Source organism: Syntrophales bacterium, from assembly GCA_035363115.1.
Lineage (GTDB): Bacteria > Desulfobacterota > Syntrophia > Syntrophales > PHBD01 > PHBD01.
Genome location: DAOSEM010000001.1, coordinates 1,224,756 through 1,239,321 on the forward strand (window position 1 = coordinate 1,224,756; position 14,566 = coordinate 1,239,321).

Annotated in this window: 11 protein-coding genes; 4 read left to right on the plus strand and 7 right to left on the minus strand. The window is 62.2% G+C overall.

The features are described 5' to 3' along the window. Positions 1-79: 79 nt before the first annotated feature. Positions 80-271, minus strand: coding sequence for a zinc ribbon domain-containing protein (locus PLO63_05220; GenBank protein ID HOI73531.1), 192 nt, complete (start codon positions 269-271; stop codon positions 80-82). Positions 272-544: 273 nt separating this feature from the next. On the opposite strand from PLO63_05220, the gene PLO63_05225 reads away from it, so the two are divergent. The 4 genes from PLO63_05225 (at position 545) to PLO63_05240 (ending at position 6,518) form a co-directional block, all read left to right on the plus strand. Then, a complete protein-coding gene (locus PLO63_05225; GenBank protein ID HOI73532.1) occupies positions 545-1,726 on the plus strand; it encodes a pyridoxal phosphate-dependent aminotransferase in 1,182 nt (393 codons plus the stop codon). 234 nt (positions 1,727-1,960) lie between these two features. Next, positions 1,961-4,051, plus strand: coding sequence for a ribonucleoside triphosphate reductase (locus tag PLO63_05230; protein ID HOI73533.1), 2,091 nt, complete (start codon positions 1,961-1,963; stop codon positions 4,049-4,051). A 31-nt stretch (positions 4,052-4,082) separates the two neighbouring features. Beyond that, the gene (locus tag PLO63_05235; protein HOI73534.1) at positions 4,083-4,769 is read left to right on the plus strand and encodes an anaerobic ribonucleoside-triphosphate reductase activating protein; all 687 of its coding nucleotides are present in this window, start codon (positions 4,083-4,085) and stop codon (positions 4,767-4,769) included. Between the two features lie 60 nt (positions 4,770-4,829). Next, positions 4,830-6,518, plus strand: a complete 1,689-nt coding sequence (locus PLO63_05240; protein HOI73535.1) for an HD domain-containing phosphohydrolase — start codon at positions 4,830-4,832, stop codon at positions 6,516-6,518. Here the strand turns inward: PLO63_05240 and PLO63_05245 are convergent. From PLO63_05245 to hydF, 6 genes are all read right to left on the minus strand, one after another. Continuing rightward, positions 6,452-8,128 carry a M48 family metalloprotease gene (locus PLO63_05245; GenBank protein ID HOI73536.1) on the minus strand — a complete coding sequence of 559 codons (1,677 nt, stop codon included), beginning with the start codon at positions 8,126-8,128 and terminating at the stop codon, positions 6,452-6,454. The genes PLO63_05240 and PLO63_05245 overlap by 67 nt on opposite strands. Before the next feature lie 185 nt (positions 8,129-8,313). Next, complete coding sequence (gene hydE / locus PLO63_05250; protein HOI73537.1) at positions 8,314-9,369, minus strand: [FeFe] hydrogenase H-cluster radical SAM maturase HydE; 1,056 nt, start codon at positions 9,367-9,369, stop codon at positions 8,314-8,316. After that, positions 9,362-10,759: a [FeFe] hydrogenase H-cluster radical SAM maturase HydG gene (gene hydG, locus PLO63_05255; GenBank protein HOI73538.1), complete on the minus strand. Its 1,398-nt coding sequence runs from the start codon at positions 10,757-10,759 to the stop codon at positions 9,362-9,364. The genes hydE and hydG overlap by 8 nt, the downstream gene beginning before the upstream one ends. A 13-nt stretch (positions 10,760-10,772) precedes the next feature. Continuing rightward, on the minus strand, positions 10,773-11,021 hold the full coding sequence (locus tag PLO63_05260) for an iron-only hydrogenase system regulator (GenBank protein ID HOI73539.1): 249 nt from the start codon (positions 11,019-11,021) through the stop codon (positions 10,773-10,775). A 309-nt stretch (positions 11,022-11,330) separates the two neighbouring features. After that, on the minus strand, positions 11,331-13,139 hold the full coding sequence (locus tag PLO63_05265; protein ID HOI73540.1) for a PAS domain S-box protein: 1,809 nt from the start codon (positions 13,137-13,139) through the stop codon (positions 11,331-11,333). Between the two features lie 178 nt (positions 13,140-13,317). Next, entirely contained in the window at positions 13,318-14,565 is a 1,248-nt protein-coding gene (gene hydF / locus PLO63_05270) for a [FeFe] hydrogenase H-cluster maturation GTPase HydF (protein ID HOI73541.1), read from the minus strand. Position 14,566 lies beyond the last annotated feature (1 nt).

Here is a 14,566-nt window from a genome sequence, read left to right on the forward strand (position 1 = left end):
GGTGCGGGAGCCTTATAACCAATCCGGGTCAAGTTGGCAACGGGAAAATGCGGCGGACCGCCGCATCGGCTCAGTGGCCTCAGCCGGGGCTGCAGGAGGTAGCGGCGCAGGATCCGCAGCCCGATTTTCCTCCGGCGAAGGCCGACATCAGTTTTCGGATCTTCTTCGATCGGCAGGACGGGCAGGAGAGATCCGATTCCCGGTCGCTCGGGCGGACCAGGAGTTCAAAGTGCTCTTTGCATCTCCGGCATTCGTATTCGTAGATGGGCATGGCGGTTTCTTGGTTTCCTTTGGATTTTCCCGAGTCGGAATCGCCCGTGACGACGGCTTCCCGTTCCTGGGAATGGCTGAAATGTATGGTACTGACTGCGAAATGTCAAGAATTCCGGGTTCCGGTGGAGGACGGTCTGGCGATGGGCGGGAGACGGATGCCCGGCTTCGGAACTCCCTGCGTTGACGCCGTCCGGACCCTGTGGTACAAAGCCTGCCGGCGGATCCCGGAGGCGGCAGGCGACCCGGGAAAACACCCGCCAGGAGGCTTTTCATGGCCATCTCCCGGAAGATCCAATCTTTCATTTCCCAGTCTTCCTGGATCCGCAAAATGTTCGAAGAGGGCGTCCGGCTCAGGCAGATCCATGGCGCCGAGAACGTCTACGACTTCAGCCTCGGGAACCCGAACGTGGACCCCCCGGCGGTCTTCAAGGAAGAACTGCGGCGGCTGGCAACACAGGTAACAGAAGGAATGCACGGCTACATGCCCAATGCCGGCTACCCGGATACCCGCCGGGCCGTGGCAGACCATCTCTCCGGGGTTCACGGGATTGCCCTGACGGCGGATCACGTCGTCATGACCTGCGGGGCCGGCGGCGCGCTCAACGTCATCCTGAAATCGCTCCTGGACCCGGGGGACGAGGTTGTAGTCCCGACCCCCTTCTTCGTGGAGTATCGCTTTTATGCGGACAACGCGGGCGGAGTCCTGAAGCTTGTTCCGACGAAACCCGACTTTTCGCTGGACCTGGAAGCCATGGCCGCGGCTGTCAACGACAAGACGAAGGTCGTCCTCATCAACTCGCCCAACAATCCGACCGGCCGCGTTTACGACGAGGCCTCCATCGGCGCCCTCGCAAAGCTGTTGAAGGAAAAAAGCCGGGACCTGGGGAGGCCGGTCTATCTTGTGTCCGACGAGCCCTACCGGGAGCTGGTCTATGACGGCGTCAAGGTCCCCAGCATCCTGGCAGCGTACGGAAACAGCATCGTGGCGACGTCTTACTCGAAGAGCCTTTCCCTTCCGGGGGAGAGGATCGGCTTCATCGCCGTCAGCCCTTCCGCCGAGCCGATGGAAGACCTCCTGGGGGCCCTGGTCCTGTGCAACCGCATCCTCGGCTTCGTCAACGCCCCCGCCCTGATGCAGCGGGTGATCGCCTGCCTCCAGGGAGTCCAGGTGGACGCGGGCATCTACCAGAGAAAACGGGACCTCCTGTACGAGGGGCTCGTCAAGGCTGGCTACGAGGTGACGAAACCGGAGGGGGCCTTCTATCTCTTTCCCAGAAGCCCCATTGAAGACGACGTGGCCTTTGTCCGAGCCCTGCAGGAAAAGCGGATCCTGACCGTGCCCGGAAGTGGCTTCGGCGGTCCCGGGCATTTCCGCATCGCCTACTGCGTCGATGACCGGACCATCTCAGGCGCCATGGACGGATTCGCCGAGGTCCGGCGCGCATATCGCTGAAAAAAAGCCGGGAGCGGTTTCTTCCACTGCTCCCGGCTTCCTTAACCTTCCGGTTTCCTTCCGGAAACGAAAAGATCTCCCTTCCCCGGGGACAGGCTGCTCCTTCCCCACTCTCCTTTTTCCCCTTGATTGCACCAATATGTAGTGGTAAAAGGGAGCCTCTACCCCAATATGTTGGGTGAATCTTCGTTATTCCAATCATCGGTCCATATATAAAAAGCGGAGGGAATTTCCATGCGTGGGAAGATCAGGAAGCGGGACGGGCGGCTCGTCAAGTTCAACGCCGAGAAGATCACGAACGCCATCGCCAGGGCCGGGGAGGCGACGGGGGAATTCGACGAGAAGGCCGCCCGCAAGCTCACCATCCGGGTCCTCAACCTGGCGGAAAAACTCTACAACGGCAACATCATGACCGTGGAGGACGCCCAGGACATCGTCGAGGAGGTGCTTCTCGATTCCCCCTACCGCAAGACCGCCAAGGCCTACATCATCTACCGGGACCAGCATGCCCGGTTGCGGGAAATCACCCAGAAGATGGAAGTGGACCTGGTCGACCAGTACCTGAAGAAAAAGGATTGGAAGATCAATGAGAACAGCAATATGGACTATTCCCTCCAGGGGCTCAACAATTACATCTCCTCGGAGGTGAGCAAGGTTTACTGGCTGAACGAGATCTATTCTCCGGAGATCCGCAAGGCCCACTCGGACGGGGATTTCCATATCCACGACCTCTCCCTCCTGTCGGTCTACTGCGTCGGCTGGGACCTCTACGACCTGCTCCTGGAAGGCTTCCGCGGCGTCTCCGGGAAGGTGGAGAGCCGGCCCGCGAAGCACCTTCGGAGCGCCCTGGGGCAGATCGTCAACTTCTTCTACACCCTCCAGGGCGAGGCTGCGGGCGCACAGGCCTTCTCCAATTTCGACACCCTGCTGGCGCCCTTCATTCGCTATGACGGCCTCCAATACATGGAAATCAAGCAAGCCCTCCAGGAGTTCATCTTCAACATCAACGTCCCCACCCGGGTGGGCTTCCAGACGCCCTTCACGAACGTCACCCTCGACGTGACGGTGCCCCGGTACTACCGGGACCAGTCCGTCATCATCGGCGGCCAGCCCCAGGCGGATGTCTACGGGGAGTTTCAGGCGGAGATGAATCTCTTCAATCGGGCCTTCCTGGAGGTCATGGCGGAAGGGGACGCCAAGGGGCGGGTGTTTACATTTCCTATTCCGACCTACAACGTCACGAAGAATTTCAACTGGGAAGACCCGAACCTCGCCAGCCTCTGGGAGATGACGGCCAAGTACGGCGTTCCCTACTTCTCCAACTTCATCAACTCCGACATGAATCCGGAGGATGCCCGGAGCATGTGCTGCCGGCTCCGCATCGACAACCGGGAGCTGGAGAAGCGGGGCGGCGGGCTTTTCGGCTCCAATCCCCTGACGGGCTCCATCGGCGTCATCACCATCAACATGCCCCGGATCGGTTACCTGTCCAATTCGGAGGACGAGTACCTCCAGCGCCTGGAGCGGCTGATGAGCGTCGCCCGGGAGTGCCTGGAAACAAAGCGCAAGGTCCTGGAGAAGTTCACCGACGGGAACCTGTACCCCTACACGAGGCACTACCTGCGCAAGATCAAAGAGCGCTTCGGCGAGTACTGGAAGAACCACTTCTCCACCATCGGCCTGGTGGGGATGAACGAAGCCTGCCAGAACCTCCTGGGAGAAAACCTCGCCAGTCCCGAAGGCCAGAGATTTACAAAGAAGGTCCTCGACTTCATGCGGGACCGGCTGGTTCACTTCCAGCGCCAGACGGGAAACAACTACAACCTGGAATCGACGCCCGCCGAGGGGACCAGCTACCGGCTGGCCAAGATCGACAAGGAAAAGTATCCCGAGATCCTCTGCGCCAACGAGCGGCGCTACCAGGAAGAGAAGGCGGAGCCCTTCTACACGAACTCGACCCAGCTTCCGGTGAATTATACCGACGACATCTTCGAGGCCCTGGACCTGCAGGACGAGATCCAGTCCAAGTACACGGGAGGAACCGTCTTTCATACGTTTGCCGGGGAGCGCGTCGACGATCCGGAGGCGGTCAAGAGCCTCGTCCGAAAAGTCTGCACTCGCTATCACCTTCCGTACCTGACCTTTACACCCACCTTCAGCGTCTGCCCGTCCCACGGGTACCTGAAGGGGGAGCAGGAGGAATGTCCGGAGTGCCAGTCGCCCTGCGAGATCTATTCCCGTGTGGTGGGATACCTGCGGCCGGTCCAGCAGTGGAATAAAGGGAAGCAGGCGGAGTTCCAGCTGAGAAGGGAATACGGGTTCTGAGCGGGCGGATGCGGGGAGTATCGCTCACGACATGAAAATCGGCGGATTTCAGAAAGTTTCCCTGATCGATTATCCCGGACGGATCGGTGCCGTCGTCTTCACGCAGGGATGCAATTTCCGCTGTCCCTTCTGCCATAACCCGGAGCTGGTCGATCCGGAGCGGTTCGAGCCCGTCCTGGACGAGGCGGAAATCCTCGGTTTCCTGGAGAAGCGGAGGGGCAAGCTGGACGGGGTGTCCATCACCGGCGGCGAGCCGACGCTCCAGCCGGACCTGGCGGCGTTCGCCGCCCGCCTGAAAGAGATGGAATTCCTGGTGAAGATCGACACCAACGGCTCGCGTCCGGAAGTCCTGAAGGATCTGGTCGAAGGGCGGCTGGTCGATTTCCTGGCCATGGACGTCAAGGGACCCCTGAGAAAGTACGATGTCCTGACGGGCGTCAGGAACAGCGGCAGGGACATCCGGGAGAGCATCGCCCTCATCATGGCCTCCGGTCTCCCCTGCGAATTCCGCACCACCGTTGTGCCTTCCCTCCTTGTCGAACGGGATTTCCGGGAAATCGGGAAACTCGTGGAGAAAGCCTCCCGTTTTGTGCTACAGAGGTACGCGCGAACGAAACAGCTCGATCCCGCCGTTCCTCCACCCGGCGCCGAACCGCCGGACCTGGAGAAATGCGCGGAGATCCTGATGCAGCATGTATCTCTGGTCCGGATCCGCTGAGTTCCGGTTTCTTCTCCCGAGTCGGCCGGTGGCGCCGGCAATCGCCCGTGAGGTATTTCCATGAACGAGACACGTGAGCGGAAGACCGACATCCAGTTTACCGCCTATCCCCAGGTGAACCGTCTGTTGAATCATCTCGTTGCCGAGGTCCAGGAATTCACCGAGGAACAGCTCGGCCTGATCCGCCGGCTCACCCGGATCGGCTCGGCCCTCTCGGCGGAGCGGAACCTGGGGAAGCTCCTGGAGATGATTATCGACGAGGCCCGGGAGTTCACCACCGCCGACGGCGGGACGCTCTACATCATGTCCGACGACGAGACGGAGCTCCAGTTCGCCATCGCCCAGACCGAGTCGTTGGGCGTTCGCATGGGCGGAACGGGGGACAAGATCACCTGGCCCGCCGTGCAGCTTCGCTGCCCCGACGGAACGGAGAACTTCTCAAACGTGTCCGCCTTCGTGGCCCTCAAGGGCCAGGCGGTCAACATCCCCGACGTCTACCATGCCGAGGGATTCAACTTCGAGGGAACGAAGAAATTCGACGAACGGACGGGATACCGGTCCAAGTCCATGCTGGTTCTTCCCATGAGGAACCATGAGAACGACATCATCGGTGTCCTTCAGCTCCTCAATCCCCGGGATCCCGAGACGGGTGAGACGATCCCCTTCAGCAAGGAGAGCCAGGAAATGACCGAGTCCCTGGCCTCCCAGGCCGCCGTGGCGATCACCAACAACCGGCTGATCGGAGACCTGGAAGAACTCCTCGAATCTTTCATCCGGACCATCGGCAGCGCCATCGACGAAAAATCGCCTTATACCGGAGGCCACATCCGGCGCGTGGCCGAATTGACGATGGACATCGCCGATCGAATCAACAAAACAAAGGAACAGCCGTACGGCGATTACCACCTCACCGCCGACGAGATGAGGGAACTCCGGCTCGCGGCATGGCTCCATGACGTCGGCAAGATCACAACACCGGAGCACGTCGTGGACAAGGCCACGAAGCTGCAGACGATCTGCGACCGGATCGACCTCCTGAAAGCCCGGGTCGAGATCATCAAGAAGAACCACATCATCGATGTTCTCAGAGAGCGGCTGGACAGTGCCGGAAAGGACGTCCCCGATGCGGACTATGAGGACGAATTCACCAGGACCATCGACGATGACCTGACATTCCTGGAGATCACGAACCAGGGTGGTGAATTCCTGCCGGACGACAAGGTGAAGAGGCTGCAGGCCCTGACGGAAACGACGTATTGCCTCCACGGCGAGGATCTGCCGGTCCTGACACAGGACGAATGCGCGAACCTCAGCATCCGCAGGGGTACCCTGAACGACGAGGAGAGGGAGATCATCAACAACCACACGGTGGTGACGTTCAAGATGCTCTCCCAGCTGCCGTTCCCGAAGAAGCTCAAGCACGTGCCGGAATATGCCGCGGCTCACCACGAGCGTCTGGACGGCACCGGCTACCCGCGCGGCCTCAAGGACAGCGAAATACCCATCCAGGCCCGCATCCTGGCCCTGGCAGACGTCTTCGAGGCCCTTACGGCGCGGGACCGGCCCTACACAAAGGGGAAGACCCTGGCGGAAGCCCTCAAGATCGTCGGCTTCATGGTGAAGGACCGGCACATCGACGGGGATATCTTCAACCTGTTCGTGCGGGAGAAACTGTATACGGATTATATCCGCCGGGAGGCTCCCCACCTCTTGGCGGAGTTGGAGGGCGGCGAGTCGGGGGCATCCTGACCCTTCTTGAGGGAATCGATTTCCTTCTGAATCCGCCGGGACTTCTCCAGGTCCCGCCTGAGGAGTTTCCGGGCCTCTTCGAGATGGTAGAGGGCATTGTCCTTCCGTTTGTTTATCTTCAGGAACAGGCCGTAGAAATAGTGGTAATCCCCGGTCCGGCCCGTTTTTCCGTACGCCATGGCCATGCTGTACAGGATATCCGCCTCCCGGGGTGGATCGTTCTCCAGCCGCCGGTATTGGTCCACGGCGGCTTCATAATTTCCCATTGTCCCATAGGCCCTTCCCAGGTAGAGCAGGGCCTCCATGTCGTCCCGGTCCAGCTGCAAGGCCTTCCGCAGGGGACCGACAGCCTCCTGCGTCCGTCCGGTCTTTACATAGACGATTCCGGTTTCCCTCAGGATGTCCACGTCGTTCGGGGCTTCCTTCAGGATCTGGTGAAAGATCTCCAGGGACTCGGACACGCGGCCGGTTCTTTCCAGGGAGACCGCCAGGCCGAGCCGGTCGTCCAGGGAAGCCGGATTCTTCTTAACCCGGTCCCGGAAATAGGCGTAGTTGGCCTGTGCGTCCGGTCTGGTCAGGGCCATCTCGATCCTGATCCTGTCAAACCGTTTCGTGAGGTTGTCTTTCCCCTGCTGCCTCCTGTAAACCGTCTGGAGCATGCCGTCCAGGTAGCGGATCCGGTCGTCCGTTCCCGGGTGGGTTTTGAAATACGAGGGGACGGTGCTCGAGTAGAATTCATACCGCCGCATCAGGCGCAGCATCTCGACCGAACTCCGGCCATCATATCCCGTTGAAATAAGGTAGGATAAACCAAGGCGATCCGCCTCTTCCTCGTTTTCCCGGCTGTATTGCAGGTTGAGGGTCGTTGCCGCGGCCAGGGAAAAGGCCATGGCTCCGACGGCCAGGTCGCTGCCCCCGCCCAGGAACGCCCCGGCAAGAATGGCCGCCAGGGCGGCCACGTTCACCTTCGTTGATTTCTCGATAATCCTGGCGATGTGGCGTGCATTCACGTGGGCGATTTCGTGGGCGATGACACTGGCCAGCTGGGCCTCGTCGTCGGCCATGGCGATGAGGCCCCGGCTGACATAGACGTATCCCCCGGGAGTGGCAAAGGCATTGATGGCGGAATCCTTGTAGACGGAGAAACGAAAGTCGAAGGGCGCCTTGTTGCTGTGGGAAAGGATGCTGTTGCCCAGCTCCGCGATGTAGGACTGGACGCGCTTTTCCTTGTACAGAGCGTTGCTCTTCTCCATCTTCTCGTAGAATTCCCGTCCCACTTTCCGCTCGTCTTCCAGGGTGAAGGCGGCCCGGGCAATACCGGCCGTCGCAATCGCAAAGCAGGCGATCAGAACGATCATGGGAATGATGAGCCTGGAACAGCGTTTCATGACGGTTTCCTCATGGCTGTTTCTATTTCGGGGAACGATCTTCCCTTTGCCGGTGTATTCCGGGCCGTTTCTGTTTTCCCGGGAAATGATGCCCATCCAGACGGGGAACATCTCCGCCCGGGGCTCCGGCCTGGCGTTGCCGATCCATGCCGGTGGGAGACGGTCCCTGGCGGCGGCAGTGATCGTCCGAGCGTTTTCATTCCCGTGCGTATAGAAAACCATCGGCGAACTCAAGGTTTTCTGTTGCCTGGGAAAAACCACCGGAGGATGGATATATCGGCGGACGTAACGGAAAGTTTTTCTATATAGCCGAACGTTATACCCTTCCAGGGGGGAGCGTCAACGGATTTGTAGCCACGTGATCTGTCGCTTCGATGCGGTTCGGGGCCTCCGGGGAACCGGTCGATTCATTCCCGTCGGAGTCGTCCGCCCGGTCCCGCGCCGATCGGTCGCCCCAGCGGAATCAGGTCTTCTTTGAGTCGGGCCAGAAGGATGTCTCCGTCCGGCACGGCTGACTTTCCCGGATAGATGTCGTACCGTACGCGCAGGGATTCGGGAGTGAAGTCGGGCATGACGACGTTGGCCCCCGCCCGGAGCGCCCGGATTCGGCCTTCCGGGTGCAGGGTTCCCAGGGCCGTGGTGGCGGGGATGTTGGTATTCCGGGTCAGGAGGCGCGCCAGGGCGAGGACCCGGAGCGTCCTTGCCAGGTCGCCGCCCGGCGAGCCGGCGAGGGGAGTTCCCGGGTGGGGAATGAAGGGGCCGATTCCCAGCATGTCCGCATCGAGGGAGCGGATCAGGAGCAGGTCGTCCGCCAGGATCTCCGGCGTCTGTCCGGGCAGCCCCACCATGTTCCCCGTTCCAACCTCGTAACCCAGGTCCCGGAGTTCCTTCAGGCAGCGGAGGCGGTTCTCCAGTGCACACTCCGGCCGGAGCCGCCGGTAGAGGTCCGGCGAGGCCGTTTCATGCTTGAGGAGATACCGGTCCGCGCCGGCCTCGCGAAAGGCCCGGTATTCGTCGCGGGACCGTTCTCCCACTGACAGCGTTACGGCCAGGCCGGTCTCGTCCTTGATCCGGCCGATGATACGGCAGAGGTCGCTACGGGTGTATGAGGGGTCCTCGCCGGACTGCAGGACTACCGTTCCGATGTCCCTGTCCCGGATCCGGTGGACGGCGGCGAGGACGGCATCCTCCTCCATCCGATAGCGCGCAATGTCCCGGTTGTCCCGGCGGAGGCCGCAGTAGAGGCAGTTCTGCCGGCAGAAATTGGAGAATTCGACGATGCCGCGAAGATAGACCGCATCGCCGACGGCTTCCCGGCGTACGGCGTCGGCCGCCGCGCCGAGTGACTCCAGGGACCCGGCGTCTTCCAGGCCGAGAAGGAGGGTCAGGTCTTCCCGGGAGAGGTCCTCCCCCCGGCAGGCGGCCCCGATCAGCCCGCCGATTCGGTCCGGCGTCTCAGACATAGAGATCCCGCTGGCCTTCCTCGATCTTCCGCAGGCGCTTTTCCAGATTCTCCCGCTGGCGGGTGTTTTTCGTCTCCGCAATCAGGCGCCCGATCAGGGCGTCGCCCACGGCCTTAGTCTCCGGCGAGGCGTAGTCCTCCAGGTATTCCTTGTAGGTGAGGACGGCGTTTGTGCGGCAGAACTTCCGGATCAGCCCCGGTTTCGCCAGGTCCATGAAATCCGCCCCCGTCCGGCCCAGCCGGTAGCAGGCGGTGCAGAAGCTGGGGATGTGCCCGTGGGTGCTGATGTCGAGGATCACCTCGTCGAGGGTCCGTGTGTCCCCCAGGTTGAACTGGGCCGCCCGGAAGCCCTCGCTGGAATCCTCCCGATAGCCTCCGGGGTTCGTCCGCGAGCCCGCGCTGATCTGGGAAATTCCCAGGTCGAAAACCTCGCTCCGGAGGGCTGCCGTTTCCCGGGTGGAGAGGATCATGCCCGTGTAGGGGACGGCCATGCGGATCACTGCCACGAGCTTCTTGAACTCCTCGTCGGAGACCGGGTGGGGCGGCTGGATGGCCGCCGGCGCGTTGAGGGCCGGCTCCAGCCGGGGAATCGAGATGGTGTGAGGACCGACGCCGCAGTCCTTTTCCAACTGCAGGGCGTGGAAGAGGAGCCCCAGGACCTCGAACTTGTAGTCGTAGAGGCCGAAGAGAGCGCCGATGCCCACGTCGTCGATGCCGCCCTCCTGGGCCCGATGCATGGCAGTCAACCGCCGGACATAGTCCTTCTTGGGGCCGGTGGGGTGCATCCGGCGATACGTCCCGTGATGGTAGGTCTCCTGGAACAGGACGTAGGTCCCGATCTTCGCCGCCTTGAGCCGCCGGAACTCCTCGACCTCCAGCGGCGCGATCTCCACGTTGATCCGGCGGATCTCCCCGCCCTTCTCCGTCTTTACGGAATAGGCCGTCTCGATGGCCTCGATGAAGTAATCCAGGCTGGACCGGCCGGGGTGCTCGCCGCAGAGCATCAGGAGCCGTTTGTGCCCCTCCCGCTCCAGGACGGCCACTTCGCTTGCGATCTGCTCAAGGGAGAGGGCCACACGCTGGAGGTCCTTGTTGTCCCTGCGGAAGCCGCAGTAGAGGCAGTTGTTGCTGCAGAAATTGGCGATGTAGAGGGGGGCGAAGAGGACCAGGCGGTTTCCGTAGATGTCCCGCTTGATCTGCCGGGCCGTCCGTCCGATCTCGCCCAGGAGTTCCGGGTCCTCCGTCTGGAGGAGAAGGGCCGTCTCCTCCGGGGTCAGGCCCTTGAGCTTTTTCGCTTTTTCAATCAGTTCTTCAACCCGCCGACGGGACGGGTTCTTCGATTCGGTGAGCAGTCGCTCGATCTTTCCGTCGTCGATGAAATCTGCGATCATTTTGTTTCCCCTTCTATGCCTTGGTCAGGGCCGACTTCACCTGCACCCCCTGCAGGGCGCCCAGCTTTCCCGTGAGGGAGCCGATTTCGTCGGTGGTGGCGTGAACGATGAGCGAGATGATGTGGAGGCCTTTGGGCGGGTAGGGCAGCCCCATCCTGCCGATGACGGCCTCGCCATGCTCGCTCAGGATGGCGTTGACCCGGTTGGCCTGGTCGGCCCGGTTCGTGACGATGATGGTGACGGTTCCGATGCGGCGGTTCATGCCATCTCCTTTCCGTATAAAAAAAGAGGCCCGCCCCGAAGGGAGCGGACCTCTGATGATGACCCGTTGCGCTCCCCTCGAGGTCAGACGGCGTCCTTCCCCTCAGGACCGGCCGGATCAACCGGCCGCCGGCTACTCATCACACATCGGTGGAAATGTCAACGATTATGTTGAAAAAGACATACATCGGAACCTCGGGATTTTGTGATTGCAGGGGCCGGTCGCTGCGGTATCGATGGGGCATGAGGCCTGGTCGGCGAAGGGGACGAGAACATGAGGACGGGCATCGCCACGTCCGCCGGGGAAAGCCTATCCGAGCCGATATCCGCCCTCTCGAAACAGCCGGAGGCAGACGTCGACGACCTCGGGATCGTAGCAGGTATTTCTTTTCACGGTGATTTCTTCCAGAGCGGGATCGATGCCCAGGGTCGGGCGGTAGGGGCGGTGGGTGGCGATGGCCTCCACGACGTCGGCTACGGCCAGGATTCTCGCCTCCATCAGGATTTCCGAACCCCGGAGACCCTGGGGATACCCGGAACCGTCCATCCGTTCATGGTGCTGGTGCACGATCGCCGCGAGATCCCAGGGGAAGTCGATTCCCTTGAGAATCTCGAACCCAACCTGCGGATGGGTTTTCATGAGCAGAAATTCCGCTTCCGACAGCCTTCCGGGCTTGCTGAGAATCTCCGAGGGGATGGCGATTTTGCCGATGTCGTGGATGGAGCCCGCCAGGCGGATGGCCTCGATTTCTTCAGGGCTCCGGTTCATCCCCCCGGCAATGGCCACGGCGAGTTCCGAAACACGGCGCTGGTGGCCCGCCGTGTAGGGGTCTCTCATTTCCACAACGTTGACCATGACCTGGACGATGCCCCCGATGGCGGTCCTGAGCCTGTCGAGGCTGGCCCGGATCTGTTCCTCCGCCCGTTTCCGGTCTTCGACGTCCCGGGCGAAAACAAGGGCGCCCCGTTTTTCCCGGAAGACAATGGGAACGGCGGAAATTTCCACTGTTATGGGGGATCCGTCCAGCCCGAGGCAGACCTCCTCGATCCTCGGTACCGGTTCCTGCTCGACATAAAGTTTGTGGACCCGCCGCCTCACGCTGTCGTGGTAGTCCGGGTGGAACCGTTCGATGACGGGCCGTCCCAGGATCTGTTCCGCCGAGGCCGCGCCGAAGAGCTTCACGGCGGCGCGGTTCAGATAGGCGAACCGCTGCTCTGTCGATACGAAAATGACGTCGGGTGCGTTGTCCACCAGGAGCCGGAAGCGGGTTTCGCTTTCCAGGAGCGAGGCTTCCGCGCGCTTACGTTCCCGGATGTCCCGGGTGCTGCCCTGGAGTCCGATCACCTCTCCGTTCCGGTCCGGAAGCCAGGAGGAGCTGACCTCGATATCGATGATGCTCCCGTCCTTTGCGTACTGCCGGAGCTCCAGGGTCCGGACACGGGCCCGCTCGGAGGGTGGCTTGGCCAGTTCCGTCGCAATCTGTGCCATGACAGCATCGTAATCTTCCGGGACGACGTATTCAGCGAAGGGGATCGCCATGGCCTCCTCGGGTGTGAATCCGGCCAGCTCCCGGACCGACGGGCTGATGTAGGTAAACCGCCCGTTCAGGTCCATGGTCCAGATGACATCGGTGGAATTCTCCGTCAGGAGCCGGTATTTCCGCTCCTGTTCCTGCAGGAGCCTCTCCATCCGTTTCCGTTCGGTGATGTCCCTCGATACGCCGTGCAGTCCGACGGGCTTTCCGTCGGCATTCCAGATGCCGCTGACCAGGTTTTCCATCCACACGGTGGAGCCGTCCTTGTTGATGTACTCCACCTCCACTGCCATGGTGCGGTTACGGTCGGCTTCGCCTCTCTGCTCCCGCTCGATCTCGGCGGCCAGGAGTTCCATGGCCCGGGCATAGGACTCGGGGGTCATCTGATCCCTCACGTCCTGTCGGATCCTCTCCTCCGGCGTGTATCCGTGGACCTGAAGCACCGAGGGACTGACATAGGTGGTCTGCAGGTTGAGATCGACCGTCCAGACAACGTCGGTCATCCGCTCCGTCAGAAAGCGGAACAGGGATTCGTCCACGAAGGGTGGTTTGCTCTTTTTTTCTCTTGAATTCTGGTGATCCATAAAGAACTCCTGGATCGGAACCGCCCGAAAAGAGTCAATGAGCGGCATGCAGGATCGCGATGATTGGGAATGAGCCGCGTATGTATTGGGCAATAAAGGGGTAATGCCCTGCTGTCAAGAATTTATCGCCTCGGGCGGGGAACGGCGCAGTGGAGGGCTTCTTCGCTGCAGCCCGGCTTCAGAGGGCCGCCGCGGCCCGCTCGTAGGCCAGGAGTGCCGAGGGAAACGGCGTGAGGACCCGGCGGATGACGCCCTGGGTGTAGGAGATGGCCAGGCCGTAGTTCGTGGCGGGAACACCGGCCTCGCGGGCCTTGTGGAGGCGGCTCAGCATCTCCCGGCGGTTCAGCATGCAGGCGCCGCAGTGGATGACGAGCCGGTATCTGGAAAGATCCTGCGGATAGTCCCGTCCCGCCGAGACGTCCACCGCCAGCTCGCCGCCGACGTACTGCCGGAGCCACCGGGGGATCTTCACCCGGCCGATGTCGTCCTGCAGGGGATGGTGTGAGCAGGCCTCGGCGATGAGGACCGGGTCCCCCGGACGGAGGCGTTCGATGGCGGCCACCCCCGCGGCGGCCGTGGCCAGGTCGCCTTTCTGCCGCGCCAGCAGGATGGAGAAGGTCGTCAGCGGTACACTCGGCGGCGTGTCGCCGGAGACCTTGAGGATCGCCTGGGAGTCCGTCACCACCAGGTCCGGGGGCCGAGCCAGGCGGGCCAGCATGGCCGCCAGCTCCCGCTCCTTCACCATCAGGGCCGCGGCGTCGCTGTCCAGGGCGTCGCGGATGGTCTGGACCTGGGGCAGGATTAGGCGTCCCTTGGGGGCCTGGAGGTCGATGGGCACCACCAGCACCGCCAGGCCGCCCGGGGGCAGGAGGTCCCCCACCAGGGGCGGCGGCTCCAGGAAGTGATCCGGCGCGGTCTCCAGGAGGTGCCTCTTCACCGCCTCCAGGGCCGCCTCCCGTCCCGTCCCGTCGGTACTGGAGACGGCCAGAACCCGTCCGGCCTTCTCCCGGAGAGAGGTAAGGAACGCCTCCGACGGAGTCCGGAGGTCCGTCTTGTTCACGATCGGGATCACGGGGATCTTGCGGGCTTTTGCCTCCCCGAGCAGGTTCTCCTCGAATTCCGTCCAGTCTTCCGCCTCCGTGACGAGGAGGATCGCGTCGGCCCGGTCGAGGATCCGCCGGGTCTTCTCCAGGCGTTTCGCCGCCAGCTCCGTGGCGTCGTCCAGGCCCGCCGTATCCAGGAACAGGACGGGTCCCAGGGGCAGGAGCTCCGCCGCCTTCTCCACGACGTCCGTCGTCGTCCCCGCCACGGGGGAGGTGATGGCCACCTCCTGGCCCAGGAGGTAGTTGAGCAGGCTCGATTTGCCCACGTTCGTGCGGCCGAAAAGGGCCACATGGAGGCGGTTTCCCTTGGGGGTGGCGTCCATG

Bases quoted from the DNA above. Each gene is read 5' to 3' on its own strand.
- PLO63_05265 (HOI73540.1), bottom strand. From the start codon at position 13,139: ATGGATCACCAGAATTCAAGAGAAAAAAAGAGCAAACCACCCTTCGTG.
- PLO63_05225 (HOI73532.1), top strand. From the start codon at position 545: ATGGCCATCTCCCGGAAGATCCAATCTTTCATTTCCCAGTCTTCCTGG.
- hydE (HOI73537.1), bottom strand. From the start codon at position 9,369: ATGTCTGAGACGCCGGACCGAATCGGCGGGCTGATCGGGGCCGCCTGC.
- hydF (HOI73541.1), bottom strand. From the start codon at position 14,565: ATGGACGCCACCCCCAAGGGAAACCGCCTCCATGTGGCCCTTTTCGGC.
- PLO63_05220 (HOI73531.1), bottom strand. From the start codon at position 271: ATGCCCATCTACGAATACGAATGCCGGAGATGCAAAGAGCACTTTGAA.
- PLO63_05245 (HOI73536.1), bottom strand. From the start codon at position 8,128: ATGGTTTTCTATACGCACGGGAATGAAAACGCTCGGACGATCACTGCC.
- PLO63_05240 (HOI73535.1), top strand. From the start codon at position 4,830: ATGAACGAGACACGTGAGCGGAAGACCGACATCCAGTTTACCGCCTAT.
- PLO63_05235 (HOI73534.1), top strand. From the start codon at position 4,083: ATGAAAATCGGCGGATTTCAGAAAGTTTCCCTGATCGATTATCCCGGA.
- PLO63_05230 (HOI73533.1), top strand. From the start codon at position 1,961: ATGCGTGGGAAGATCAGGAAGCGGGACGGGCGGCTCGTCAAGTTCAAC.
- hydG (HOI73538.1), bottom strand. From the start codon at position 10,759: ATGATCGCAGATTTCATCGACGACGGAAAGATCGAGCGACTGCTCACC.
- PLO63_05260 (HOI73539.1), bottom strand. From the start codon at position 11,021: ATGAACCGCCGCATCGGAACCGTCACCATCATCGTCACGAACCGGGCC.